Genomic DNA, 24,948 nt, shown 5'->3' with positions numbered 1-24,948 from the left:
AAATCATTGCTGTAAAATCTTTAGAAGTGAAATACATTAGGAGCAAAGTACAGACTTCCAATTCGAGGTAGCATCAATTCTTGTAACCCCTTAAACACATTGAGAAATTTACAATAAATAGGTCCGCCACTATACCAGGCAATGACCAATTACCCTTAAAATTTTTACTTTTAAGGTTTTTGATTTGCAATTACAGCCTGTGATTTATGGACAATTTCCTGGATTATGGTATCCAATTCTACGGCAGAGGAGTATACATGGTCAAGTAATAGATTCTTTTCATTCTCATCTACAGTATTTTCATTGAGCAAATCTATGATTCCCATTAATCGGGCCAATGGGGCCCGTACCACATGGGATTGTGTCCATGCGATTTCCCTTAATTTTTCATTTTGCTGTTCAACGGCAATTTGGCTTTGAAGCTTTTCTGTAATATCCCTTACATATAGTGAGTAAGCGTTTTCCGAATGATATACACTAATTTCCAGCCATTTATTCCATTCTGAAAAATATTCTTGAAAGTTGGCCGCTTCTTCTTTTTTTAGGTCCTTGTAATGTTTTACGAAGACTTTGGGGTCCACAATATTCTCAAAGACCTTCCAAATATTATTTCCGATTATGTTTGCTTTTTGAACACCAAATAGTTCCTCCGCCATTTTATTCCAATAGGTTACCACCCAACCATCGTCAACTGAAATAAAGGCATCCCCAATACTCTCCAGAATACTGTTCTTCTCATTGTTGGCCGATTCCACTTCTATTTGAGAAGTTTTTAGATCATTGATATCTTGAAAACTTCCAAAAATTCTTACACACTCGTCATTGATAAAATCTGGTTTTCCAATCATTCTAACCCAGCGTTGGTTCCCCTTTGCCGTAATTATTTCAAGTTCCATATCCCAAGATTTTCCTCTTTTTAAGGCATTTTCTATATTAAATAGAACTATTTCCCGAGTTTCAGGACTTTGGCAGTACCCCAGAACACTTTCAATGGTCGGAGAAAAACTTACGTCCACTTCATGGATTTTTTTTGTCATTTCGGACCAATAGATATGGCCTCTCTTTAAATTCAGTTCCCATGCCCCTATAAGGGCTAAGTCCGTTACTTCATTAAGAATATTTTTAAGCTCCCTGTTTTCAGTAATATCCTTGGCCACCGCGTAAATGGCATCTTCCTCTGGAATCGGCCTAGCCGTCCAACTAAGCCAAATTATATCTCCCTTTTTAGTGATATAACGGTTCTCAAAGTATTTATAGGAATTCCCCTCATATAAGAACATTTGTTGGTTTCTAGTTTTTTCCCGATCCTCTGGATGAACGAACTCAATAATTTGTTTTGAAAGTAATTCCTCCTCGGAATATCCCAAAAGCTTTGAAGTAGCCGGATTTATTTTTTTAAAATACCCGTCATATCCAGCCTTGCACAAAATATCAGGAGCAAAACTAAATATATGATCAAGTTCATTTTCAAGCAATTTTCTTTTTATTTCAGCAGCCAAATGGTTTGAGATTTCCTGATAGCGTTCACCTTGTAAAATTTGGTGCTTAGATTTAGCGTCTAATCCCAAATTAAGTACACCAAAAAAATTTTCATTATGAACGAGTGGTATACCAACAAGGCTTGAAACTCCCGAATCCTTGAGAATTCCGCTTATTTCTATCCCCTTTAATTCCTCGGTATCCCATATTTCCATTACCTCCATTTTCCATACGGAGTAGGCCAAGCCTTCTGTGTATTCAAAAATGGTATCACTTTGCTCGCCCTTGGATGACCAGTTTTCAGTATTCCTATTTAGATCATTGACAAAGAGTTTTAATTGGGTGTTTTCCGAATTAGGCAGCCATATTTCACCAAGTGCATAGTCACCAAAGTCAGCTAAATAACTCAAAACGCTTAATAAACATGATTTCAGGTCCTTTTCGTAACTGAACAATACACTTATGTCAATAATTAAATTTTTTAAAAGCTCCTGATTTTTTTGTTCACTTACGTCCCGCTCAATGGATATCCAGTGTGTGAACCATCCTTTTTCATCTGCAACAGGAGTTAAGGACATGTTTACCCAAAATTCCTCACCATTCTTTTTGTAATTTACTACAGTAATTTCACATGGTTCCCATCTTCGCATTGCCCTGCTCAATCGTTTTAATTCCGCCTTATCCGATCTCGGTCCCTGTAAAATTCTAGGTGTTTTGCCGATTACATCTTCAGGAGTATATCCTGTCATTTCAGTAAAGGCATCATTAACGTACAAAATTCCAGGTCCTGGCCGATCAAAAGGTTCTGCTTCAGTAATCAATACCGCATCCTTGGTGTTTGTTACCACAGATTCCAACAATCTCAAATGTTGTTCTTCCTTTTTTCGTTGGGTAATATCTTGTAAAGTACCCTCAAACTTCTTAGTACCAAGGTCGGTACCTTGAACAGGCTGTCCCAACTGATGTATCCATTTTACAGAATTATTGGGCAATACAATTCTGTATACGAAGTCATAGTTTTCATTCTGTGCAATTGATCTTTTGTTTTGATCAATGAAAGCTTCACGGTCATCAGGATGAATGGTGTCCAAAAAGGAATCATAATTAAATTCATTGGAATCCTGCTTCCTTTCCCAAATTTTATATACTTCCTCGGAGAACGATAAAGTTAAGTCATCAAAATTCCAATAGCCAAGTTTGGCAATAACCGAGGCCCTTTTTAATTTTTGTTCCGATTGTTTTAGTTCTTCTAAATATTGTTCCTTATCGGTTACATCGGTGCAATTGACCAGGATGCATTTTACTCCGTTAATGGTTACATGTTGCCCAACAATCTCCATTTTCACCAATTCACCATTCTTCTTTTTGTGTACATATATTCCAGAGTTAAGGGTTTTATCCTGCAATTGGAACTCCCTTATACCTTCCAATAATTTATTCACTTCCTCCTGTGGCCTTAGGTCCAGGGCGGTCATAGTAGTATACTCCTCCCGAGAGTAACCATAAAATTTCAACATGGCCTCATTCACATCCAAGATTCGTAAACTCTCTGTCTCCAAAATATATTTAGGGTATGGACTGGAATTAAAAAGCAAACGGTGCTTTTCCTCGGAAGCTTTTATTTTCTTATTTGTCAGTACCCTTTCGGTAATGTCCCTGGCATTGACTACCACACCCTGAATCATGGGGTCATCCTTTAAATTGATAAGTAAAATTTCTATCCATTTCCACGTACCACTTTTGTGTCGATATCTAAAAGGTTTGGAAACAAAAGGTTCATTTATCAAAAATTTTGAAAAATAATTGGCTACTTTATCCCTTTCCCCATCATGGACAAAACTAAAAAAGTTTTTGTCCATTAATTCCTCGGTCGTATAGCCCACGGCCGATTTTAAGGTTGAATTGGCGTATGAATAATTTCCATTTAAGTCAACTACTGCCATCCAATTATATCCGGCCTGGATTACGGAGGTAAACTTTGGATTTATAAGTTCAATTTGTTGCCAAACCTTCTTTTGGGTAGTTATATCTTGTATGTCACCTTCAAAGAAAATAAGTTCGTTATCATCATTGATCTTAGAATTATTGACCTCAATATTAATAAAAACAAGGTCACCGGATTCGTGAACGACCCGGCATTCAAATTCATTTTGTGTAAAATCATTATTACTCCACTTTTGCCAAATATTTCTCAATTTATCTTGATCTAAAAAGAAGACCAGATCGACCCAATTAGCAATCGACTCCAGCTTGAGCTCATCAGGTTTATAGCCAAGCATATCAAAGAACAAGGGACTTAACCACAGGTTATTGGTTGCAATATCGAACTCCCAACTAGCCGTCCCATTAACTTCGGAGTAATTACTTAGGTTAATGTTAATGTTGTCAAAGAAAGCATTGGGAGAAAGGGTTTTTATCTTTTCCTTCTGAAGTGGAATAAAGGGAACCGCTTGATTGGCCAATGCCTTGATCAGTTCTGTTTGTTGTTTGCTGAGGGTTAAGGTTTCCTGAGTATGGAAACAAACAATGCCCAAGGTAGTTTTATCAGAATCAACTAAAGGGGCTATGATCAAATTCAGGGGAGGAGCTTTGTCCAGGTTTGCGGAGCTATCAATTAATTCATCAAATTCGATTCCCTTTAAGTTAAGTAATTCGTTAGGTGACATGTCCAGATGGTCCAAAACTTGTTTTTCTATTTGGGATAGGAAATGTTCACCATTAAATTCATTTTCCAATCCGATAGGCAACTTTAAAATTTCAATCTTGATCGAAGGGGAATCGATGACAAAAGAGGCCAATTGACATATATCATTATAGTTCCATAGTGGAACCTCCATTTTTGGAAACGTGGGGAACAATTCAATTCTTTTTCTAAACACTATAAACTGTTGTTTAATTTAAAGAAACCATTTTGATACATGTCATTGACAAGCGTGTATAATAATTTCGTAAAGACCATTACATTATAATACTGGAATATACCTTTACTTATTTCGCCGATCCGATCGATAAGTTGAACTATATAACCAACTTTAAATAATTGTAAATCGGAATTTAAGAACTACGATTAATTTACCAGACTTAACCAATAATAATTGATTTCCCGAATTACCCTTAAAAACTTTTTGATCTCAAGGGGTTTGGAAATATAGCAACAGCTATGTCTATTAAATTGCGGTTGTACTTCGGGCCCCGAAGAAGTTAATATTATCACGGGGATATAAAAATTAGTTAAATCGCTAATTTTGGATAAGAGGTTAACTCCGTTAACTATTATCAAATCCTCATTTGCAATAATTAAATCCGGAATTCCATTTTTTTTATTCTGAAGCATGCTTTCAATATGCACGATGGCTTCAAATCCATCTTCGAACAAATTTATATTGCAATGACTCCCATTTTGCTGGAGGCAATCCTTGATCAGTATGGCATCTAGCATACTGTTTTCGATTAATAATACATTCTTTGGATACATTTCGGGGAAATAGTTAAATTATCACTAGATTTAGGTATGATACTTTAACTCCAAATATTGTTATTTATTCTGTTTAATCGACTATAAATCCGTGTTTTTTCGTTGAAATGGTGGACTTTCCAACTACAGCTTACCCTGAACTCCAGTTTATGTATCAAGACTTTAGCTTTCATCCAATTATTTGGGAAAAGACACGCTCAATATTATAACCTTATTCACTAATCCTAAAATATCTTACTGCAATTGAGAAACATTGTTTCGAGCTTTAAACTCTTCAATTTTGATCTTGAGCATTTTTAGGCTCTTGTTAAACCTTCTCTTGGTTTTGGAAGTTTGGTCGTCTTTTAAACTTATAACAAAATTTTGGTCAATACCTCCTTTGTTCAGACTTGCAGCCCGGTCTATATTTCGGTTAAATTGAAATTCTTGAATGTCCTTGGATAATTGATTTTTTGGTTCGTTAACTAATCCGAATATGTAGAATAGTGCAAATGCCGTGGCGAAACCACAAAAGAACGGAATAATAATTTCGAGTGAAAAAATCATAGCTAAAAAGTAAAGTTCACTAGGTGAAAATAATAATGCGGTTTCCTAAATATTAATTCAAATGAATCAACCATTAGTTGAAACGATTATATGATAATGAAGGACAACGAAGGCATTCAAGATTTCACCTCAATTTTTCCTCGAAGCGTTCCTTTTCAAAAGGAAAATATTACGAATAGCAACGATAATAATTGGAAAGGTAGTAAAATGAAAATGTTGAAGAGGATAAAAAATTTTGCATTTGAGCTAATGAGAAAATTATACCTATGCTAACTTTAATTCATCAATATTAAATCGCACGAACAAAAATAATATGTGATGAAAAGGTCTATTCTATTATTTGGTACTTACTTATTGGCTTTATCTGGGTATGTAATCGATCGGGATGTACCTCCTTTTGACAAACAGGTTTTTAAAATGGACACCATTGTCGAATTCAACGACATTGCTGACCACAATTTAACGGGCAAAACCCAGGGGTTATCAAAAAAAGTCAAAGAAGACTTTTATAACATTTCCGAAGATAATTAAATAACATAATCATTTAGTTATAAAAAAACCTCATTGTAATAAGGCTCCGTTTCGTTAAAATTAGCATTTGAATTAGCACTACTTTATTGTTGAAAATTATGGGGAGTTAAGTATCTACCTTTGTAATCGACCGAATCTCCCGGTAGATCCTTTCAAAATTCATTCTCAAATCTTCTTGGGAATAATAATTCCTTCTGGGTGGCAATTCCTTTATAATAGATTGTAAATTGAATTTCACCTTTTTGACCTTTCCATCTACAAAAGCAATAAATTCTCCTTGTTGTAAACGAAAAAAAACATCGGCCCTACGTTTGGACACCTCTTTTTCCCCTGTGGTAATCCGTGTATCAAAATTAAGGTTATTACCCTTACTGATACGTATAGATCAAAAGTTTAAGGGGAAACGGTATATATTTCGTAGTTACGACAGTTATCTTATGTATGAAAAATTTTATACCACTAGTTATACATCTTCTATATTTACATCCTCCAACTTATAGGTTTGTATTGATGAACTGGACATATTCATTTCTAATTTCGTCGTATAGCACACCCATCCTTTCATGCAATTCCTGGGACATTATTATTTGAAATTCCTTTATACCTATCTTTAACTTAAAATCCCTATCGATCTTCCCATACATGAAATCTCCGGTTGATTCCTTGTTGTTCAAAGTTTCCAAAGGTTGGGCGGCAAAAAACAATTCCCGAAGGTCATTGGTCGCATAGGAATACCTTACATTAAATGATATTGCCTTGTAGTGTTTGGTATATTCACAAAATTTAGAATTCTCTTTTTCCACAATTAATAGATTTACAATTGATGCATTGAATAACCACCATCCAAATAATGCCTTAATTCCGTAGATATCAATACTTTTTCGATATGTTTCATTTTAAAAAGACCAATTGCAATACAGAGGTAATCTTTTGTTAGAGTTGGATAAACATCCAAATAACAACTTTGTATCCATACTTAAAATAGTGGCGAATTATCAACAATATCGACAAACGGCCTTAAATATTGGGCTTATTGAATTTCGTTGACAACTAAACCATATTATTGTCATTTTATCCATTACATCGGGCGGGCTGTTTACTGAGGTCTATTTTTGGCCAAGATTTAATCAAGACAGAAAAATGGCTAAAACACTACTTATTAAAAGGGTCTATTCAGAAGCCTTTAAGAACCTGGGGAACCATATTATAAAGAATGGATTTAAGATATATTTTTGGGTGTGCACACTATTGTTCGTAATGGTACTTTATGCATTTACAGATAGATTGATGAATGGATTCATATGGGATTAATCCATTCCTATTATTACTTGTGTAATTCCCTATACGTATATTAAAATACTCAGGTTTGAAAATATTATCATCCGTTCAACCTATTGCTCCAAATTTCATTAAATGCAACTTTTGTTGATTATTTCTATAAGATTCTGAATTTAAGATGATTCAATCGTTAATAATTCAGGTGATAAGTATTAGGTCAGTTTAACCATTCGGCAATAAAAAAAGTAACTTTGGACTTATGAAAGGTGTCAGAAATTCATTTAATGCCATTTGCGAATCCTTTGATGGGCCAGTGGAAAATTCCTTACTTGTTGCAGAAGAGATCCCACCATGTTCCTTTAGCGGAAAACCAGCGGATTTTTATATTGGCCTAGCTGGGTCAGGTAATAATGAGGAGATAAGGATTATTGGAGCCATTTGTAGAGAGTTTGTAGAAACAGCCATTGTAAACGTATTGGGTCAAGGTGTTGATGATATCCAATGGCCCGTAATCCTTGATTTAAATAGAGAAATATATTATCATTCCTACGATGCCCATTTACAGGGTTATTCCGCAATCATGGGTTGGAAGGAATTACTAAGGTTACAAATCCAATTGCTATAAATATCATTACTTCATTTTCCATAATGTCTAAATTTCCAGATTTTATATGTTTATATGATAAAATGTTGGTTTATAACCAACATTTTATCATTTCTGGTTTTCAGTAACTCAAGATATATGAAAAGAAAATTTGAAGCTATAGGACTAATTTTAGGTTGGTTCGCAATCATTGGTCAATTTGTTTTATTGATAATAAATAGACAAGCGGGGATTTCAGAAACAATTATCCGTTTTTTTAGTTTTTTTACTATTTTGACCAATATACTGGCAGCACTATATTTTACAATGTCCTATCGCAATTCCAAAAAAAATCCCTTTCACCTTTTCATATCCAATGGAGCCTTAACGGCTTTAACCACGTTTATATTAATTGTGGGTTTGGTTTATCAGGTTAGTTTGAGACATATATGGAATCCTACCGGCTTACAATTTGTGGTCGATGAATTACTGCATACGGTTATCCCAATATATCTTTTAATCTATTGGTTCCGTTATTCCAATAAAGATGACCTAGAAACAAAATCAGTCCTGTACTGGTTACTCTATCCAATGATTTATGTTACGTTTATTTTTTCAAGGGGATATATTTCTGGATATTATCCTTATCCTTTTCTTAATATCCCTGAAATAGGTATTCAAAGTGCTTTATTTAATATTGGCATAATTTTGGGAGTATCCATATTGATAATGATATTACTCATTGTCACCGGTAATTTTCGAAAAAATTTGATCAAAAAATAAATAGATGAAAAAGAATTACATTTTAATTTCAACCATTTTAGTTATGGTTATTGGTTCATGTACGAGTACCAAAAACGCCAGTAAGAATGACTTTTACAATTCATTATGGGAATTGGAGTATATTTCCGGAACACGGATTGCCTTTAATGGTCTGTATCCTAACAGGAAACCAGTAATCTCATTTAACAAGACCACAGGAAAAATTACTGGCAATAACAGCTGTAACGGTTATACTGCTGATTTTACAATAAAAGGAGATAGCATTGACATAGGTGAACCAGGGCCTACCACCATGATGTTCTGTGGTGATGGTGAGCAACAATTTTTGATAATGATGAAAAAGATAAATACCATTGGTATAGATAAGGAGGGCAAGCTTAATTTAATGATTGGGGAAATACCAATGATGAGATATAGAAAAATAACACAATAGACCATTAATTATGATATTATATATTCCAGCATTTGAGAGCTAAAAATATTTTCTGAAATGTGTACCAATTCGAATATGATAAAGACAGCTTTTATATATTTAATATTTATGATCACAGTTTCATATAAGATGGAATCCAAATCAGAGATCAATCGATCTAGGGAAGATGTAAATTCTACTATATTGGAGAAGGCCCCTTCGACAGAATTAAGTGTTGGATGCTATGGGTATAACGACAATGGTAATCTAATAGTAATGGATATTACAGAAATTAAAGATAGTATAAAGGCGAGTCTGGATATTTCCTACAATGAAAAAGATGCCAATCATGGCACATTTTCAGGTAAATTAAAAGGTAATAAACTCATAGGGACCCACACCTTTAGTTCCGAAGGGATGGTAAGCAAGAGAAAAATGGCATTCCTACTTAAGGATGGGCAGCTGATAGAGGGGTTTGGAGAACTTAACGAAACAGGCACTGATTATAAAAATATCGATAATATCCAATACACCTCCAAAATGCCTTTATTGAAAATGGATTGCAAAAATTAAAGAGATTGAACAGGAACAGAACTTCCCTAATCTTTCGAGCTTTACAATGATTTTTTTAAGCCCAGCCAATCACATCTTCCTGTCAATATTTTAATGGTTCTATCCAATTTTTTAATGCATCAGTTTTCCGTACTAAAAATATGAGTAATATTGTATATGTTCGATTTTCGTCTAAAAGTATTTTATACGGTTGCTAGAAGGCTTAATTTCACTAAGGCCGCAGAAGAATTATTGATATCCCAGCCTGCAGTCACAAAGCATATAAAGGAGCTGGAAAGCCAATTTAACCTTGCACTTTTCGATCGAAGGGGTAACAAGGTTGCTCTTTCTCCTGCTGGAGAAGTGCTTCTAAAACATACCGAAAACATTCAAGAGATATACCGGCAAATAGAATTTGACCTAAACCAGTTCAATGAGGCATTTAAAGGTGTTTTACATGTGGGTTCCAGCACTTCGATTACGCAGTACATATTACCGCCACTACTGGCACGGTTCCACAGTATTCATCAAGATGTGAAAGTAGAGCTGCTCAGTGGTAATTCGGAACAGATAGAGCAAGCACTTCTCAACAAGAGCATAGAACTTGGCGTTGTTGAGGGCAAATCCAAAAGACGTGAAATCCACTATACCCCATTTTTAAAGGATGAGATCGTCCTGGTATGCGGCAGTAAAAATCCATTGTCTACGAAAGATGAAATAAGACCGGAAAACCTGAAAAACATCCCTCTACTTTTAAGAGAACCGGGATCAGGGACCTTGGAAGTCATTACAGATGCCCTAAAGCAAAAAGGAATCCGACTTGCCGACCTTAAAGTGGAAATGCAATTGGGCAGTACTGAAGCAATTAAATCCTACCTACAACACTCGGATTGCATGGCATTCGTTTCATTACACGCCATCCTTAAAGAGCTTAAAAGTGGAGTTCTAAAGATCATAGAGATTAAAAAGCTACCTATCCATAGGCAATTCTACTTTATAACTCCGCAAGGTCCCGAAGGAGGATTATCCTCATTGTTGATGCAATTTTTAATTCGCAACCATAATTTTTAATTATTTGTTTTATTGAATTGGCTATTAATAAACCCCACTATTTTCCAACACAGTATTCTTTATTTACACTAACTTCTCGATTTATCCTCCACAATCTTCATAACCTTAGGTTATCGTAAATTAATATTTGCAATTGGTGATTCAACATAAACCCTTGTAGATTTGTATCAGAAAGGCAGCAATAATTTTGGCAAGCTGTTTTGATGTATAATTTAAAAATATATAATATGAGTTTGAGAATTGGCGACGATGCACCGAATTTTAAGGCGCAGACCACAGAGGGTGATATAGATTTTCACCAATGGCTCGGCAACAGTTGGGGGATACTATATTCACACCCGGCAGACTACACGCCTGTTTGCACCACAGAACTTGGTAGGACCGCACAGCTGAAAGAAGATTTTGCAAAAAGAAAAACCAAGGTGCTGGCAGTGAGTGTTGATGACCTGGACTCGCATTATGGGTGGGTAAAGGACATCAACGAAACCCAACACTGCAACGTTGATTTCCCTATTATAGCAGATACCGACAAAAATGTAGCTACCCTATATAATATGATCCACCCAAATGCATCTACCTCTGCCACGGTAAGATCTGTTTATTTTATTAGTCCAGACAAGAAGGTACAGGCAATAATAACCTATCCAGCCTCGACGGGGAGAAACTTTACCGAAATTCTTCGAGTAGTAGACTCTCTAAAACTTACAGCAGAACACAATGTCGCAACCCCGGTGGATTGGGAAGTTGGACAGGATGTAATTATTCCACCAGGAGTGAAGCAAGAGGATGTCGAAACCAAATATCCTAAAGGTCATCGCGTTGTTAAACCTTATTTGCGATATACTCCCCAGCCCAACAAATAATTATAAATTATCGAATAGCATGGAACTAAAAAAGGGATTGGACAGGGGACCGTTTAACGATGGGCAAGCAGACAAATTAAAGATAGCTTTGTCCGGACTTGATTCTGGACAGCTTCAATGGCTCAGCGGGTATTTTGAAGGACTTATCCAAACATCTTTGGATAAAACCGATGTGGGAAGTCTACCATTAGGTTCGGATTCAAATGTTGATGTCGAGCCTAAAACCGAAAAAGTACATATCCTTTTCGGGAGCCATACCGGCAACAGTGAAGGTTTGGCCAAGGATCTCCATACACGTGCAAAGGATATGGGAATTGATGCAGTGATTTCCGATATGGCTTCCTTCAAAACAAGGGAACTTAAGGGCATCAAAAAATTGGCAGTAATCGTGAGCACCCATGGTTTGGGCGAACCCCCGGTACAGGCGGAGGACTTCTACAATTACCTTCACAGCAAAAAGGCACCAAACCTGGCCCATTTACAATTTTCGGTTTTGGCCTTAGGCGACAGTAGTTATCTAGACTTTTGCCGGACAGGTAAGGATTTTGAGGCCGTACTCGAGAAATTGGGCGCTCAGAAAATTGTTCCTCGCCAAGATTGCGATGTAGATTATGCAGATGAAGCGGAGACCTGGCAAAAGCAGTTTCTAACTGCTATAATTCAGACCAATGGCCAAAATACCGCGGTCCAAGTGCAGGATCTTCCCAATAACCAGGTCAATGGATCCCAATATTCCAGAAAAAATCTTTTTGAAGCCACCATTCTTGAAAAAATCAACCTAAATGGAAAAGGTTCTTCAAAGGAAACCATTCACTTGGAATTAGATCTGGAAGGGTCTGGAATAAAATATGAACCAGGCGATGCATTGGGGGTTTATGGTGCCAATTCCCCTAAACTAGTTCAGTCGGTTTTGGAATCCACAAATTTATCGGGTAAGGAGGAAGTGGAAACCCATGAAGGTAACAAAACTCTATATGATGCACTAACGTATAACTATGAACTTACCCCACTATCAAAAGCCACGCTATCCGGATATGCAGAATTAACTGGCCATGACGGGCTAAAGAAAATCCTTGGGGACAAAATAGCACTTCAAGAATACCTTTCTGGACGTGACTTCTTGGATTTAATAAACGAGGTACCTTATGAATTATCTTCTAAAGAACTGATTTCTGTTTTGCGAAAAAATACCGCGCGAATGTATTCCATTGCTTCGGCACAAGAAGTGGTGGAGGATGAGGTGCATCTATTGGTATCCGTTGTCCGTTATAACGCATTTGGCAGAAATAAAGATGGCCATTGTTCGTCCACCTTGGCAGATAGGCTTGAGATTGGAGATAAGGTAAAGATCTTTGTGGATAAAAATACACGTTTCAAACTTCCAAAAAATCCGGAGGCACCAATTATAATGGTTGGTCCGGGAACTGGAGTAGCACCATTCAGAGCGTTTATGCAACAGCGGGAAGTATTGGAAAGAAAGGGACCTTCCTGGCTTTTCTTTGGTGACCGGAATTTCACGACAGATTTCCTATATCAAACAGAATGGCAACAATATATGAAGGAGGGAGTATTGACCAAGGCAGATGTTGCCTTTTCGAGGGACCAGGAAGAAAAACACTATGTACAGCACAGAATGTTGGAGAACGGCAAGGAGCTTTTTGAGTGGTTGGAAAAAGGAGCGCATTTTTACGTTTGCGGTGACGCACAAAAAATGGCCAAGGACGTGGATATTGCCTTAAAACAAATTATACACCAACAGGGAGGAATAACTATTGAAAAGGCAGAGGAGTATGTTAAAAATCTTCAAATTGCCAATCGTTATCAAGCAGATATCTATTAAGATAGCTTCAAGTGAGCTATAATGCGAAGGAAAATGTATTTATGGAAAAACAATCGAATTACAAGGAATTATCAGAAGATGAACATATCAAGGACAAGAGTGATTTTCTAAGGGGAAGCATAGAGGACAGTCTAAAAGATCCTTTGACAGGAGCTTTATTTCCAGACGATGTCAAACTTATAAAATACCACGGTTCATATCAGCAATACAACAGAGATCTGGAGAGCGAACGAAAGCAGAAGAAATTGGAACCTTTATACCAGTTTATGGTTCGGGTAAGAGCTGCTGGAGGGGTAACTACCCCTCAACAATGGTTGTCCCTCGATGAACTGTCGGACTTACACGGAAATGGCACCATTAAATTAACTACCCGGCAATCATTTCAATTTCATGGGATATTAAAACGTAATTTGAAACCCACTATTCAAGCAATCAATGAAACGTTGTTGAGTACCCTAGCTACCTGTGGCGATGTTAATAGGAACGTTATGTGCAATCCTAACCCTTACCAGTCCCATATTCATGAAGAAGTGTACGGACTTGCAGGAGAAATAAGCGATTATTTTCTCCCAAAGACTACGGCTTATCATGAAATATGGTTGGACAAGGAAAAAGTGGCGGGAACTCCAGATTTTGAACCTTTGTACCAGCACAACTACCTTCCAAGAAAGTTCAAAATAGCCATAGCCGTTCCACCCAATAATGATATTGATGTTTTTGCGAATGACCTCGGACTTATTGCCATTGAGCAAAACAACAAAGTATTGGGATTTAATATTTGTGTAGGAGGTGGATTAGGCAGTACGTTCGGAGTTCAGGAAACTTATCCTCGCCTGGCCGATGTTATTGGTTTCTCTCCAAAAGAAAAAGTGTTTGAAGTAGCTGAAACCGTTATAGCCATCCAAAGGGATTACGGTAACCGATCTGACCGTAAATTATCGAGATTAAAACATACCATAGACGATAGGGGACTGGAATGGTTTGTAGCGGAACTTCAAAACCGCCTGGGTTGGAACCTTACAAAGCCAAAAAATTATCAATTCAAATCAAACGGAGATGAATACGGATGGCTAAAAGGCATCAACAATAAATGGTTTTATACCTTGTTTGTGGAACATGGCAGAGTAAGGGATGAAAATGATTATCAACTGAAAAATGCCTTAAGGGAAATTGCCAAAATTCACACAGGAGATTTTCGTTTAACTGGAAACCAAAATCTCATTATTGGAAATATAGAGGAAGGTAAAAAGCAGGGCGTTGAAGCCATTTTGGAATTGTATGGCGTTGGTAACCATCCTAAACTAACGGGTCTTCGCAAGAGTTCCATGGCCTGTGTAGCATTGAACACATGCGGATTGGCTTTTGCCGAAGCTGAGCGTTACCTTCCTTCTTTAATAAGTAAACTGGAGGTAATTATGAGAAATAATGGCCTGGAGAACGCTGAAATTAATATTCGGATGACCGGTTGTCCAAATAACTGTGCGCGATCATCACTAGGGGAAATAGGTTTTGTGGGTAGGGCCATTGGTAGATATAACATGTACTTGGGTGCAAGCCACAACGGTGACCGATTAAATACCCTATACAAGGAAATGTTATCCGAGGAAAATATTCTAGAGGAATTAGAGCCGATTATAGAAGCCTATGCCCAGGATAGATTAGAGGAGGAACATTTTGGAGATTTCGTAATCAGAAAGAAAATTGTTGAACAAACAGATCGGCCAATACGGGTTATGAACTAAGAGCATTGTTTGTATGAAACCAACTCAAAAAGCACCAGGGGTGAATTTCATAGTTCCTATTATCTTCTGCCATAATAATTTCTTTATTGTCGATGGACCATACATTATTCGGACAACTGGCCAGTATTGAGTTCTTATTGCGGCTCTAATTCTAGCCGTTAACATATTAGTATAAAAAGGGTTATTGCATCTGCAATGACCCTTTTTATACTAAATGGCAATGTAACGGAAATAAATCCCGATACATTTGAAACATCTGACACTCGAGTCTTCCAGCCAGCACAACTTGTACTAAACCCTTTTCCCTTGCATCCAGGAATCATGTTCAGTGCCGTTTCCTAAAGGCTGCGCCTTCCAAGTACAATTATTATAGGTACTCTCAATAGAAACTTAAGTACCTAAACTTACCTTCTTGAAACATTTAGTATAGCTAAGAATTTTAAATTTTTATCGTACATTTATCAACACAAAAGCACGGGGTGCCTGGTTAAAGCCAAGCTGAGATAACACCCGAAACCTGATTTGGATAATGCCAACGTAGGGATGCAAACTAAAATATTCCATTTTAGGCTCCATTCCTTGGTACTCCAGAGAATGGAGTTTTTGTTTTAAAACATATAAAATGGAAATACAAAAAACAACTGCAGAACTTATTCCTCAGGAAGACCAAAATTGGCAAAACAGACCAGAATGGTTTTTTAACAGAGAACATACCGATACCTACGAACAATGGTATGAAGGCAGATACAAGCGAGCCGAAATATGGCAGAAAAAAGTGATGGAACAATTAGTGTCAAAAGACAAACGTGTTAAAACATTATTGGAGTTTGGCTGTGGCACAACGCGTTTTACCCGCTGGTGGAAAGAGATAGGCATAGAGGCAACTGGTGGTGATATATCACCACTTATGCTTTCCCAGGCGGTACACTTATTTGACGGCGACCTTGTTATGGCCGACTCTCATCATATGCCTTTTAAAGACCACACCTTTGATTCCCTTGCATTTATTACCACATTTGAATATTACAAGGACCCTGTGCAAGTAATTCGTGAGGCTGCACGTGTTGGGAAATATGGAATTGCAATGGGAATGATGAACAGAAATTCGACCAAGGTGGTGAGAAGAAGGATACAAGAAGTATTTGGCATGAATCCTTTCTATTTGACCGCTACCTTCTATACGCCGGAAAAACTTGCCAAAATTATAGAAGAGGCTCTTCAAGGACGCGATTACTCCATTGAATGGACATGTACGGGCCTACCTAAATGGTTTCCGTTTCAACAATGGAGTCTCCCTTTCGGGGATTTTTTCGGATTGTACATCAAACTAAACGACGTAAAATAAATGAGCGACAAACTTGGGAAAATAGACCCACATGTATTTGAGCAGTTTATCAGTAATAAATGTGGTCTTAATAGGGAGGAAGTAAGCATTGGTCCTGAATTTGGTGTTGATGTTTCCATTGTAGATTTGCCCGGAACAATGGCCATGGCCATGACCAGTGACCCGCTGACCTTACTTCCAAGCCTGGGTTTGGAAGAATCCGCTTGGCTATCTGTTCAATTGATGGCAAATGACATGGCAACAACGGGATATGCCCCCATGTATGGGCAGTTTGTTCTAAATCTACCAAGTAATTTTTCAAAATCGGATTTTCAGACCTATTGGGACTACATCCACCGCTTTTGTTCCAAAATCGGAATTGCCATTACGGGTGGGCATACTGGTTTTATCGAAGGACAAAATTCGACCATAGCAGGCGGTGGTACATTTATTAGTATTGCTCCTAAAAATAACATGTTGGTTTCTAAATATGCTAAGCCGGGCGATGTGGTCCTTGTGACCAAACCATGTGCTATTTCTTCGACGGCAATACTTGCCATGTGCTTTCCTGAAACGGTCAAGAACAAACTGGGTTCTGAAATGCAACAACAGGCATGCGCCACTTTTTATCAAACATCTTCCCTTGAAGACGCTCTGGCCGCAGTAGGACAAAACCGCGAACATAACGATGTAACCGCCATGCACGATGTTACGGAGGGAGGAGTTTTGGGGGCAATATATGAATTGGCAATTGCCTCCGACAACGGAGCTTTTATATATAATGACAAACTACCCATTGGCAATCTACAAAATGAAGTTTGTAACTTGTTTTCGTTAGATCCCCGTTACTGTATTGGTGCTGGTTCCATGATCATTACCTGTAAAAAAGGAAGTCCAAAAAAAGTTATCAATCGCCTGGCCAAGGAAAATATCTTCTGCTCAAAAGTGGGTGAAATAGTCCATAAGCACGAAGGTGTAAAACTCATTACAAATGATATAGCAAATGACTTATTGTACAATGAGAACGACCCATACTGGGCGGCATTTTTTAAAGCATTCAATTCGGGATGGAAATAATTGGGAGTGAAAAAAGAACCATGGGTTCCGGAATCTATTTGATTATCGACCCTTCGATGGACAAATCAATTCTATTGAATAAATTAAACTTATGTCTAAGAGAAAAACTAGCTGCTGTTCAGATTTGGGATAATTTTAAAGATAACCAAAACATAATTGAACTGATCAATAAGATTTGCGAACAATGCCATGCTAAAAATGTTCCAGTATTGGTAAACAATAGATGGGAACTGCTCAATAGTTCCTTATTGGATGGAGTCCATTTTGACGTAATCCCAGAGAATTATACACAAATAAAAGGAAGCGTTATCCAACCTTTTATAAGCGGACTTACGTGCAACAATGATCTAACCCACGTGGAATGGGCAAGTAGGAACAAGCTCGACTATATCTCATTCTGTTCCATATTTCCTTCACAAACGGCCAACAGTTGTGAAATTGTAAATTTTAGTACCATCCATGATACCGCAAGAAACTATGGATTGCCCATCTATTTAGCTGGTGGAATAAAACCGGAAAACGTACATCAACTAGATGAACTTAAATATACAGGAATTGCCGTGGTATCAGGTATTATGAGCACAAACAAACCCAATGAATCCATTAGAAAATATTTAGAAAAATTAAATAAAAAATGAAAATAGAAACTATCCATAAACTTTGCTGTCCATTTGACAAAGCGGACCTTAGTCTAACAGAAATCACAAAAGATGTAAATGATAATATATTGGAAGGCTTTTTTGTCTGCTCATCCTGCAATCGATTATACCCAATAGTAAAAGGAATACCGATTATGAGCCCGGACGAATTTCGTGAGTTTAAACTAGAACGACCATTGGTCGAAAAATGGCAAAAACATTTGAAAGGTAAGACATTTGAAAATTTTCGCCTTACCGAGCCTCTACCAATAGAAAACTAGATTAGAATTATCCCTGATCAAACAATGATGTAAAGGTTTTCCTTCTACAAAATGAACAAATAATTAAAATGACATAAAAAAATATCGGGGGTATGCCCCCCGATATTTTATACTACACATTAGGCCCTACAATTTAAACGTTATAAAGCGCCTCGGCCAATTCCGTTTTTTTGTGTCTGCTCAGTGGCACCATTGTGCCAGCTACTTCAACTTTTTTACTGTTGAACTTTTCAACTTTTTCCAAATTAACTATATAGGATTTATGAATCCTTAGAAATTTCTCCTTCGGTAACTTTTGTTCAAAAGATTTCATGGTGGAAAGGATAACGACATTGCCTTCAGTCGTTACCAATTTAATGTAATCGCCGAGAGCTTCGACCCAGTTAATGTCGTTCAGAACAACTTTTCGCTGTCTAAGGTTACTTTTAACGAAGATATACTCCTCATCTTCATCCAATTTATTAATCTGCTCATATTCGGCCACGGCCCTTTTTACGGAGGCATTAAATCGAGCTAGGGAAATGGGCTTATAAAGATAATCGGTTACGTTGTAATCGAAAGCCTTGAGTGCATAATCCGGATTACCGGTAATCAAAATTACCTGTGGTGGGTTGTCCAAAGATTCCAAAAGATCAAAACCACTGATGATGGGCATTTCCACATCGAGGAAAATAAGGTCGATCTCATTATTTTTTAGACCATTTTTTGCTTCAATGGCATTACCGTATTCGGCTACCATTGCCAAGTTCGGATGATTGTTCACTAATCGGGATACGGCAGTTCGCTGCAAGAACGAATCGTCCACTATTATACATCTCAATTTCATCATGGGGGATACATTGATTTAATTAAGGTTCAAGGTAATTAATGGGCATTCCCAGCCACAATAAATGATGTAAACGGTGCATTAAATGTTGTGTAAAATAAAATATTCGTGGTTTAAGAATTTGGTGAAGTAGTATATGTTCATTTATTCTTTAAGGTAATTCAATCCATGAAAAATGAAAACCTAAAAATTGAAGTGGTCCTACTTAGAGTTTTAATTATGCTAACTTTGACAATAGCTGTGCCAAATAAAATGCAAAAACTTTTCGAGCACATAAACAAATACACTGCAATTGACAAAAATGAGTTTCAAGAAATTGCCAAGTATTTTGAAACGAAAACAGTCAAAAAAAAAGAACATCTTTACAAAGCGGGAAACAACCAACTTGATCACTATTTTGTTTTAAATGGTTGTGTTCAATTGTACGTTATATATGAAGATGGTACGGAACAAACTTTACAATTTGCTATAGAAAATTGGTGGATTACCGATTATTTGGCATATCACAACAACGGTACCTCTGAGTGTTATATTCAAGCAGTTAGGGCCTCAACCTTACTTCACATAAGTCATACAAGGGAAGAAGAACTATTGCAGCGATTCCCTAAAATGGAAACTTATTTCAGAAATATTTATCAAACAGCTTACGGTGCCTCCTTGAACCGCATAAATTACATGTTTAGCTATTCAAAAGAGGAAATGTATTTTAGATTTAAAGAAGCCTTTCCCGGTTTTGTCAATAGTGTTCCCCAATATTTGGTGGCCAGCTTTTTGGGGCTTTCGGCAGAATATATAAGTAAATTGAAAAGAAAAAATAATTCTTGAACCAGTTCAAGATTAATCTAAGGGAAAAGCGGGATCTTTGCCTTATTAATTGAGAACAATGAGAAAGACAGTTGTAATTGTGGGTGGAGGCTTTGCAGGTCTAGAGTTGATTAAAAGAATTGGTAATTCCTCAAAGTACGATGTCATACTAGTGGATGCAAACAATTATAATTTCTTTCCTCCTTTAATATATCAGGTCTCAACGGGGTTTATGGAACCTTCTGCCATTAGTTACCCATTTAGAAAAATACTGAGAAACTTAAAAAACACGCGGTTTCGGCTAGGAAGTTTAATCAAAGTTGTTCCCTGTGAAAACAAAATTATACTGAGCAATGGTGAATTGTCCTACGATATATTGGTGATGGCCACAGGTACTGAAAGCAGTTTATTCGGCAACGAAAATATTGAAAAGAATAGTTTACCAATGAAAACCATTAGTGATGCCCTAACCCCGCGAAACACAATTCTTACACGGCTGGACAGAGCTACGAGGTACCATGACCAAGAACAGCGAAAACGGTTACTGACCTTTGTAATCGCTGGCGCAGGACCAACAGGAGTAGAACTTTCAGGTATTCTTTCGGAAATGAAAAATTCCATTTTGAAGAAAGATTATCCTGAATTGAGTGAAAGTGATTTAGGAAAAATATATTTAATAGATGGTCAAAGTGCAGTTTTGAATACCATGTCAAAAAACTCCCAAAGCTATACCTACTCCAAGCTAAATGAATTGGGTGTAGAAATAAAGTTGAACTGTTTGGTAAAAGACTTTAAGGAAGACATTGTTTTACTGTCCGATGGAACTAAAATAGAATCCAAAAATTTAATCTGGGCGGCCGGGGTAACTGCCAAGGCTTTCAATGGTTTTTCCATGGACATTTTTGGAACAGGAAAAAGGTTAAAAACCAACTCTTTTAATTTGGTAAACGGGTACGATAATATTTATGCATTGGGCGATTGTGCGTTGGTCCAAGGAGATATTGCCTATCCTGAAGGCCATCCCCAATTGGCCCAACCCGCAATTCAACAGGCCAAGAATTTGGCCTTTAATTTAGAGAGGGACAAAAGCCCATGGACTCCTTTCAATTACAAGGACAAAGGGTCATTGGCAATTATTGGAAGAAATAAGGCAGTTTTTGATTTGCCAAAGGAAAAGTTTTTTATAAAAGGATTTATAGCCTAGTTAATTTGGATTTTCGTGCATATTATAGGGTTGGTTAATTTTAAAAATAGGTTTCGCACATTGATCAACTGAATCGGGTACTACCTGTATAAGGATCAATATTTTAGAATGATCATAAAACCAAATGATAAAAAATAATACGTTAAGGACTTATGGAAAAGTATAATCTAATATTAGTTGCATTGTTGGTTTTTTTCGGAAGCTGCAAAATGGACCAATCAAAAAATGGTGATAATACCGGACATTTACCAGACCTAAGCATTGCCACGGACACTTTGACGAAACACTTAAAGCCTTTCAAAAAGGAATTGCCAACGATAGGACTTCTGATGTTCAATGGCGTCCTGCAGAGTGAAGTCATTGCCACCTCCGATGTTTTTGCCAAACCGAGTTTAGACGGAAAGCAACTTTTCAATGTAATAACCATTGCTGAAAATGCGGACCCGATTACATCAGAGGAAGGTATACGGTTCTTACCTGATTATACCTTTGAAAACTGCCCACAACTTACGGCCTTGTTTGTTCCAAGTGCCTATGACATGTACGCACAAGTTCATAATGAGAAAATTGTAAGTTTTATAAAGGAAAAGAATAGAGAAACGCTGTATACCGTAAGCAATTGTGCTGGAGCACAATTGATCGGAAAATCGGGTATTGCAGATGGACATAAAATTGTTACTTGGATTGGAGGGGGCACACAATTGCAGAAGGATTACCCAAATCTAAAGGTACAGAACGACAGTTTGGTGACCTTTGTAGAAGACGGAAAATTCAGTTCCTCGAACGGTAATTTGGCAAGCTACATTTCGGCCCTAAATCTATTGGAGAAAATGTCCGGTCCAGAGCATAGAAAGTTTGTTGAAGGTTATCTATATCTTGATCGACTTCAAAATTGGAAAGATTAGGTATCACTTTTGTCTCAATTGACAAATGAATAACCTAAGCAATGATCATGCTATCGCGACATAAATATTTGGTCTACGGCAAAGTTATCCAACGGTTTTTCAAAATAGCCCTTGACCAAAGAATGATCTTTAGCGCGCTTACGGTCCATTGAATTGGAAAAGACCCCATAGATGAACTTACTATTACCGTTATGCCTATTCTTGTTGGAAATGGTACAAGATTGCGTAAGGAAGGTAGACCAGAGCAATTATTGGAATTTGTAAGTGCCAAAATATTTGAAACAGGTTTGATACAACGGAAGTATTCAAGATAACAATTCCAATAACTATATTTAATTAATACTTGTGCAATCAAATAACTGCACTTATATTTGCAGTCAAATAACTGCGTTATGAAATTAAGAAGAGACGTTTTTCAAGCCATAGCTGACCCTACAAGAAGAACCATTATCTCAATGGTCGCAGTAAGTGCAATGACACCAAGTGCTATTGCAGAGAATTTCGACTATTCTAGACAAACCATTTCTAAACACATTCAAATTCTGACTGAATGTGAATTATTGGAACAAGAACAAAAAGGAAGGGAAATCTATTATCAACTAAACCCTAAGGGGATGAAACAAATAGCAGATTTCATTGAACCTTTTAGGAAAATGTGGGATGAGCGCTTTAACAACCTGGAAACTATAATGAAGAAACATCAATCAAAATTGAAATAGATTATGGAGCAAAAAACCAACATCAATGCCCTAGAAGGCAAGCAAGATCTAACCATTACGAGAGAATTTGACCTTCCAGTAGAACTTGTTTACAAAGCATATACCGAAGCTGAATTTATAGCACAATGGATGGGTACTAACGTACTAAAGTTAGAAAACAGAAACCACGGAAGTTATGAGTTTGAAACCTCACACGATGGGAATATTATGTTTAAGGCTAATGGAACCATACATAAGCTTATTCCCAACCAAGAAATAGTAAGAACTTTTGAAATAGAAAATATGCCCATAGGAGTACAATTGGAGTTCTTGAATTTTGAAAAAGTTACAGAAGATAAAAGTAAGTTAACTATTCATATTATTTATAAATCAGAAAAACACAGAGCAGAACAATTAAAACTACCATTTGCATATGGCTTAAATATGGCTCACAACAAACTTGAGGAAATACTTGTAAATCAACAATAAGTCAATATGAAAAAAAGAGAAAAAATAATCTATTGGATAGCCACAGTCTGGTTGTCATTAGGAATGCTTTCCACAGGGATTGTACAATTGATAAAAATGGAGGAAGAAGTACAAAGCATAAATGCTTTGGGCTACCCAACCTTTTTGTTACCAATACTTGGTGTATGGAAAATCCTAGGTGTTATAGCCATCTTAATTCCCAACTTCCCTTTAGTGAAAGAATGGGCCTATGCTGGCTTTTTCTTCACTATGACTGGTGCAATGGCTTCACATATAATAGTTGGCGATGAAATGATAACGCTTTTTGGGCCCGCATTACTCTTGGCACTAACAATTACCTCCTGGTATTTCAGACCTGCAGATCGTAAAACACGAAAATATTAAAAATGGAAGATTCAAAACCAAAGACAGTGGATGAGTATATCGACATTTCACCGGCAGAAGCGCAAGAGGTAATGATACAGCTTAAAAACCTAATCGAAACTACAGAGCCCACCGCTGAAGGCGGTATAAGTTGGAATGTGCCTATTTATAAGTATAACGGCATTCTTGCAGGTTTTTCCTTGGCTAAAAAGCACGTAAGTTTTGGCATAGACGCATTAACAGAAGACGTGAGAAAAGTACTCGAAAATAAAGGCTATAAAACAGGGAAGAAAACCATTCAAATAAAATTCGACCAAAAGGTTCCTGTAGCTGAATTAAAACAGTTGATTAAAGATCAGGCTAAAATAAATGAATTATAAATCAAATGGAGATTAAAGAACATTTGGTAAGTGATATTAAAATCGCAGAGGTTATTTCTAACGAGATAATTATTGTGAATACCGAAACCGCTTTGGATATACTTGGAAATTTATATTATCAAGGTTTTGATAAAATCATAATTCACGAGAATAACATAACTCCTGCCTTCTTTGATTTAAAAACAAAAAATAGCAGGAGATATACTTCAAAAATTTAGTCAATATAGAATGCCGTTATTTATTATTGGGGACTTCTCAACGTATGAAAGCAAAAGTTTAAAGGACTTTATTTACGAAAGTAACAAGGTAACGCATGTTAATTTCGCATCTAATTTTTCAGAAGCTATAAAATTTTTATTAAAATAAATATGAAAAACTATTCTAAAGACGAATTAATTCAAGCTTCAACCATTAATTGAAGCGGTAATGAATTAATGTGAAAAGTTTTCGCAAAACTAACGGACAAAAGTTCACAACATACCTTGCTAAGCAATAGAATCGAAGCCTTAAGAATTGCTTTGGAACTTATGGATCGAGAAATATAAAAGTTACACAATGGTAATAAAGTTTAAAATATGGATGCTATTCAAATCAAGGAATTTTCCCTTCCAATGAAACCAAGCAACTCTATCAAGCGTAAAACAGAATTTTATGCATAGTACTTAGAATGTGATTCAATAGTTTTTAAACATGAAAAATAAGAATACCGAGAGACAAATAGGAAAAAAAAATCTAGGGTTTCAATTTGGAATTAGGAAAACTTTTCCTGTTTCGAATGAAAGGGTTTGGGGAAGCCTACAAACT

General features: G+C 36.7%; 27 protein-coding genes, 1 pseudogene and 1 riboswitch. Of the genes and pseudogenes, 23 read left to right on the top strand and 5 right to left on the bottom strand.

Annotated features, from left to right (window positions below):
* Nucleotides 1-170 precede the first annotated feature (170 nt).
* The 3 genes from MWU78_RS06855 to MWU78_RS06845 form a co-directional block, all read right to left on the bottom strand.
* Complete coding sequence (locus tag MWU78_RS06855) at nt 171-4,358, bottom strand: PAS domain S-box protein (RefSeq protein WP_246996302.1); 4,188 nt, start codon at nt 4,356-4,358, stop codon at nt 171-173.
* Nucleotides 4,359-4,546: 188 nt separating this feature from the next.
* Entirely contained in the window at nt 4,547-4,918 is a 372-nt protein-coding gene (locus MWU78_RS06850; protein ID WP_246996300.1) for a hypothetical protein, read from the bottom strand.
* A 270-nt stretch (nt 4,919-5,188) separates the two neighbouring features.
* A complete protein-coding gene (locus MWU78_RS06845; RefSeq protein WP_246996298.1) occupies nt 5,189-5,500 on the bottom strand; it encodes a hypothetical protein in 312 nt (103 codons plus the stop codon).
* A gap of 318 nt (nt 5,501-5,818) precedes the next feature.
* On the opposite strand from MWU78_RS06845, the gene MWU78_RS06840 reads away from it, so the two are divergent.
* Nucleotides 5,819-6,031, top strand: a complete 213-nt coding sequence (locus MWU78_RS06840) for a hypothetical protein (RefSeq protein ID WP_246996296.1) — start codon at nt 5,819-5,821, stop codon at nt 6,029-6,031.
* Between the two features lie 494 nt (nt 6,032-6,525).
* On the opposite strand, the gene MWU78_RS06830 is transcribed toward MWU78_RS06840, so the two are convergent.
* Nucleotides 6,526-6,834 carry a hypothetical protein gene (locus tag MWU78_RS06830; protein ID WP_246996294.1) on the bottom strand — a complete coding sequence of 103 codons (309 nt, stop codon included), beginning with the start codon at nt 6,832-6,834 and terminating at the stop codon, nt 6,526-6,528.
* A 337-nt stretch (nt 6,835-7,171) separates the two neighbouring features.
* Between MWU78_RS06830 and MWU78_RS22560 the strand changes: the two genes are divergently transcribed.
* The 13 genes from MWU78_RS22560 (at nt 7,172) to MWU78_RS06770 (ending at nt 18,475) form a co-directional block, all read left to right on the top strand.
* A complete protein-coding gene (locus MWU78_RS22560) occupies nt 7,172-7,342 on the top strand; it encodes a DUF6747 family protein (RefSeq protein ID WP_348647068.1) in 171 nt (56 codons plus the stop codon).
* 226 nt (nt 7,343-7,568) lie between these two features.
* On the top strand, nt 7,569-7,934 hold the full coding sequence (locus MWU78_RS06825) for a hypothetical protein (RefSeq protein ID WP_246996292.1): 366 nt from the start codon (nt 7,569-7,571) through the stop codon (nt 7,932-7,934).
* A gap of 117 nt (nt 7,935-8,051) precedes the next feature.
* Nucleotides 8,052-8,675: a Pr6Pr family membrane protein gene (locus MWU78_RS06820; RefSeq protein ID WP_246996290.1), complete on the top strand. Its 624-nt coding sequence runs from the start codon at nt 8,052-8,054 to the stop codon at nt 8,673-8,675.
* A gap of 4 nt (nt 8,676-8,679) precedes the next feature.
* On the top strand, nt 8,680-9,108 hold the full coding sequence (locus MWU78_RS06815) for an META domain-containing protein (protein ID WP_246996288.1): 429 nt from the start codon (nt 8,680-8,682) through the stop codon (nt 9,106-9,108).
* A 108-nt stretch (nt 9,109-9,216) separates the two neighbouring features.
* Nucleotides 9,217-9,660 carry a hypothetical protein gene (locus tag MWU78_RS06810; protein ID WP_246996286.1) on the top strand — a complete coding sequence of 148 codons (444 nt, stop codon included), beginning with the start codon at nt 9,217-9,219 and terminating at the stop codon, nt 9,658-9,660.
* A gap of 156 nt (nt 9,661-9,816) precedes the next feature.
* Complete coding sequence (locus MWU78_RS06805) at nt 9,817-10,710, top strand: LysR family transcriptional regulator (RefSeq protein ID WP_246996284.1); 894 nt, start codon at nt 9,817-9,819, stop codon at nt 10,708-10,710.
* A 227-nt stretch (nt 10,711-10,937) separates the two neighbouring features.
* Nucleotides 10,938-11,573: a peroxiredoxin gene (locus tag MWU78_RS06800; protein ID WP_246996282.1), complete on the top strand. Its 636-nt coding sequence runs from the start codon at nt 10,938-10,940 to the stop codon at nt 11,571-11,573.
* 19 nt (nt 11,574-11,592) lie between these two features.
* Nucleotides 11,593-13,413 (top strand): assimilatory sulfite reductase (NADPH) flavoprotein subunit, encoded by a 1,821-nt coding sequence (locus tag MWU78_RS06795; RefSeq protein WP_246996280.1) that lies wholly within the window; start codon nt 11,593-11,595, stop codon nt 13,411-13,413.
* Nucleotides 13,414-13,454: 41 nt separating this feature from the next.
* Entirely contained in the window at nt 13,455-15,155 is a 1,701-nt protein-coding gene (gene cysI / locus MWU78_RS06790; RefSeq protein ID WP_246996278.1) for an assimilatory sulfite reductase (NADPH) hemoprotein subunit, read from the top strand.
* A 465-nt stretch (nt 15,156-15,620) separates the two neighbouring features.
* Nucleotides 15,621-15,716, top strand: a riboswitch (TPP riboswitch).
* A 61-nt stretch (nt 15,717-15,777) separates the two neighbouring features.
* Nucleotides 15,778-16,500: a class I SAM-dependent methyltransferase gene (locus MWU78_RS06785; protein WP_246996260.1), complete on the top strand. Its 723-nt coding sequence runs from the start codon at nt 15,778-15,780 to the stop codon at nt 16,498-16,500.
* Entirely contained in the window at nt 16,501-17,556 is a 1,056-nt protein-coding gene (locus MWU78_RS06780; RefSeq protein ID WP_246996258.1) for an AIR synthase family protein, read from the top strand.
* Nucleotides 17,547-18,194: a thiamine phosphate synthase gene (locus MWU78_RS06775; protein WP_246996256.1), complete on the top strand. Its 648-nt coding sequence runs from the start codon at nt 17,547-17,549 to the stop codon at nt 18,192-18,194. Before MWU78_RS06780 ends, MWU78_RS06775 begins: the two co-directional genes overlap by 10 nt.
* Nucleotides 18,191-18,475: a Trm112 family protein gene (locus MWU78_RS06770; RefSeq protein WP_246996254.1), complete on the top strand. Its 285-nt coding sequence runs from the start codon at nt 18,191-18,193 to the stop codon at nt 18,473-18,475. The genes MWU78_RS06775 and MWU78_RS06770 overlap by 4 nt, the downstream gene beginning before the upstream one ends.
* 133 nt (nt 18,476-18,608) lie before the next feature.
* Here MWU78_RS06770 and MWU78_RS06765 read toward each other — a convergent pair whose 3' ends face one another.
* Complete coding sequence (locus tag MWU78_RS06765) at nt 18,609-19,301, bottom strand: LytTR family DNA-binding domain-containing protein (RefSeq protein WP_246996651.1); 693 nt, start codon at nt 19,299-19,301, stop codon at nt 18,609-18,611.
* Between the two features lie 252 nt (nt 19,302-19,553).
* On the opposite strand from MWU78_RS06765, the gene MWU78_RS06760 reads away from it, so the two are divergent.
* The 9 genes and pseudogenes from MWU78_RS06760 to MWU78_RS22550 all read left to right on the top strand — a co-directional run bounded on the left by MWU78_RS06760 (nt 19,554) and on the right by MWU78_RS22550 (nt 24,510).
* Nucleotides 19,554-20,126 (top strand): Crp/Fnr family transcriptional regulator, encoded by a 573-nt coding sequence (locus MWU78_RS06760; protein WP_246996252.1) that lies wholly within the window; start codon nt 19,554-19,556, stop codon nt 20,124-20,126.
* Nucleotides 20,127-20,184: 58 nt separating this feature from the next.
* Nucleotides 20,185-21,447, top strand: a pseudogene (locus tag MWU78_RS06755) (NAD(P)/FAD-dependent oxidoreductase).
* Between the two features lie 71 nt (nt 21,448-21,518).
* Entirely contained in the window at nt 21,519-22,214 is a 696-nt protein-coding gene (locus MWU78_RS06750) for a DJ-1/PfpI family protein (RefSeq protein ID WP_246996250.1), read from the top strand.
* 392 nt (nt 22,215-22,606) lie between these two features.
* Nucleotides 22,607-22,933, top strand: a complete 327-nt coding sequence (locus tag MWU78_RS06745; RefSeq protein ID WP_246996248.1) for a metalloregulator ArsR/SmtB family transcription factor — start codon at nt 22,607-22,609, stop codon at nt 22,931-22,933.
* Nucleotides 22,934-22,936: 3 nt separating this feature from the next.
* Nucleotides 22,937-23,401, top strand: a complete 465-nt coding sequence (locus MWU78_RS06740; protein ID WP_246996246.1) for an SRPBCC domain-containing protein — start codon at nt 22,937-22,939, stop codon at nt 23,399-23,401.
* A 6-nt stretch (nt 23,402-23,407) separates the two neighbouring features.
* On the top strand, nt 23,408-23,785 hold the full coding sequence (locus MWU78_RS06735) for a DoxX family protein (protein WP_246996244.1): 378 nt from the start codon (nt 23,408-23,410) through the stop codon (nt 23,783-23,785).
* A gap of 2 nt (nt 23,786-23,787) precedes the next feature.
* Nucleotides 23,788-24,144: a DUF1801 domain-containing protein gene (locus tag MWU78_RS06730; RefSeq protein ID WP_246996242.1), complete on the top strand. Its 357-nt coding sequence runs from the start codon at nt 23,788-23,790 to the stop codon at nt 24,142-24,144.
* 5 nt (nt 24,145-24,149) lie between these two features.
* Nucleotides 24,150-24,362, top strand: coding sequence for a DUF4180 domain-containing protein (locus MWU78_RS22555; RefSeq protein WP_348647067.1), 213 nt, complete (start codon nt 24,150-24,152; stop codon nt 24,360-24,362).
* Between the two features lie 10 nt (nt 24,363-24,372).
* Nucleotides 24,373-24,510 carry a DUF4180 domain-containing protein gene (locus tag MWU78_RS22550; protein ID WP_348647066.1) on the top strand — a complete coding sequence of 46 codons (138 nt, stop codon included), beginning with the start codon at nt 24,373-24,375 and terminating at the stop codon, nt 24,508-24,510.
* Nucleotides 24,511-24,948: the final 438 nt, after the last annotated feature.

Origin of the sequence: Arenibacter sp. F26102 (assembly GCF_023015865.1) — a bacterium.
Taxonomy (GTDB): domain Bacteria; phylum Bacteroidota; class Bacteroidia; order Flavobacteriales; family Flavobacteriaceae; genus Arenibacter.
The sequence above is the reverse complement of the archived record's forward strand: the minus strand, read 5'-3'. Positions and strand labels throughout refer to the sequence as shown.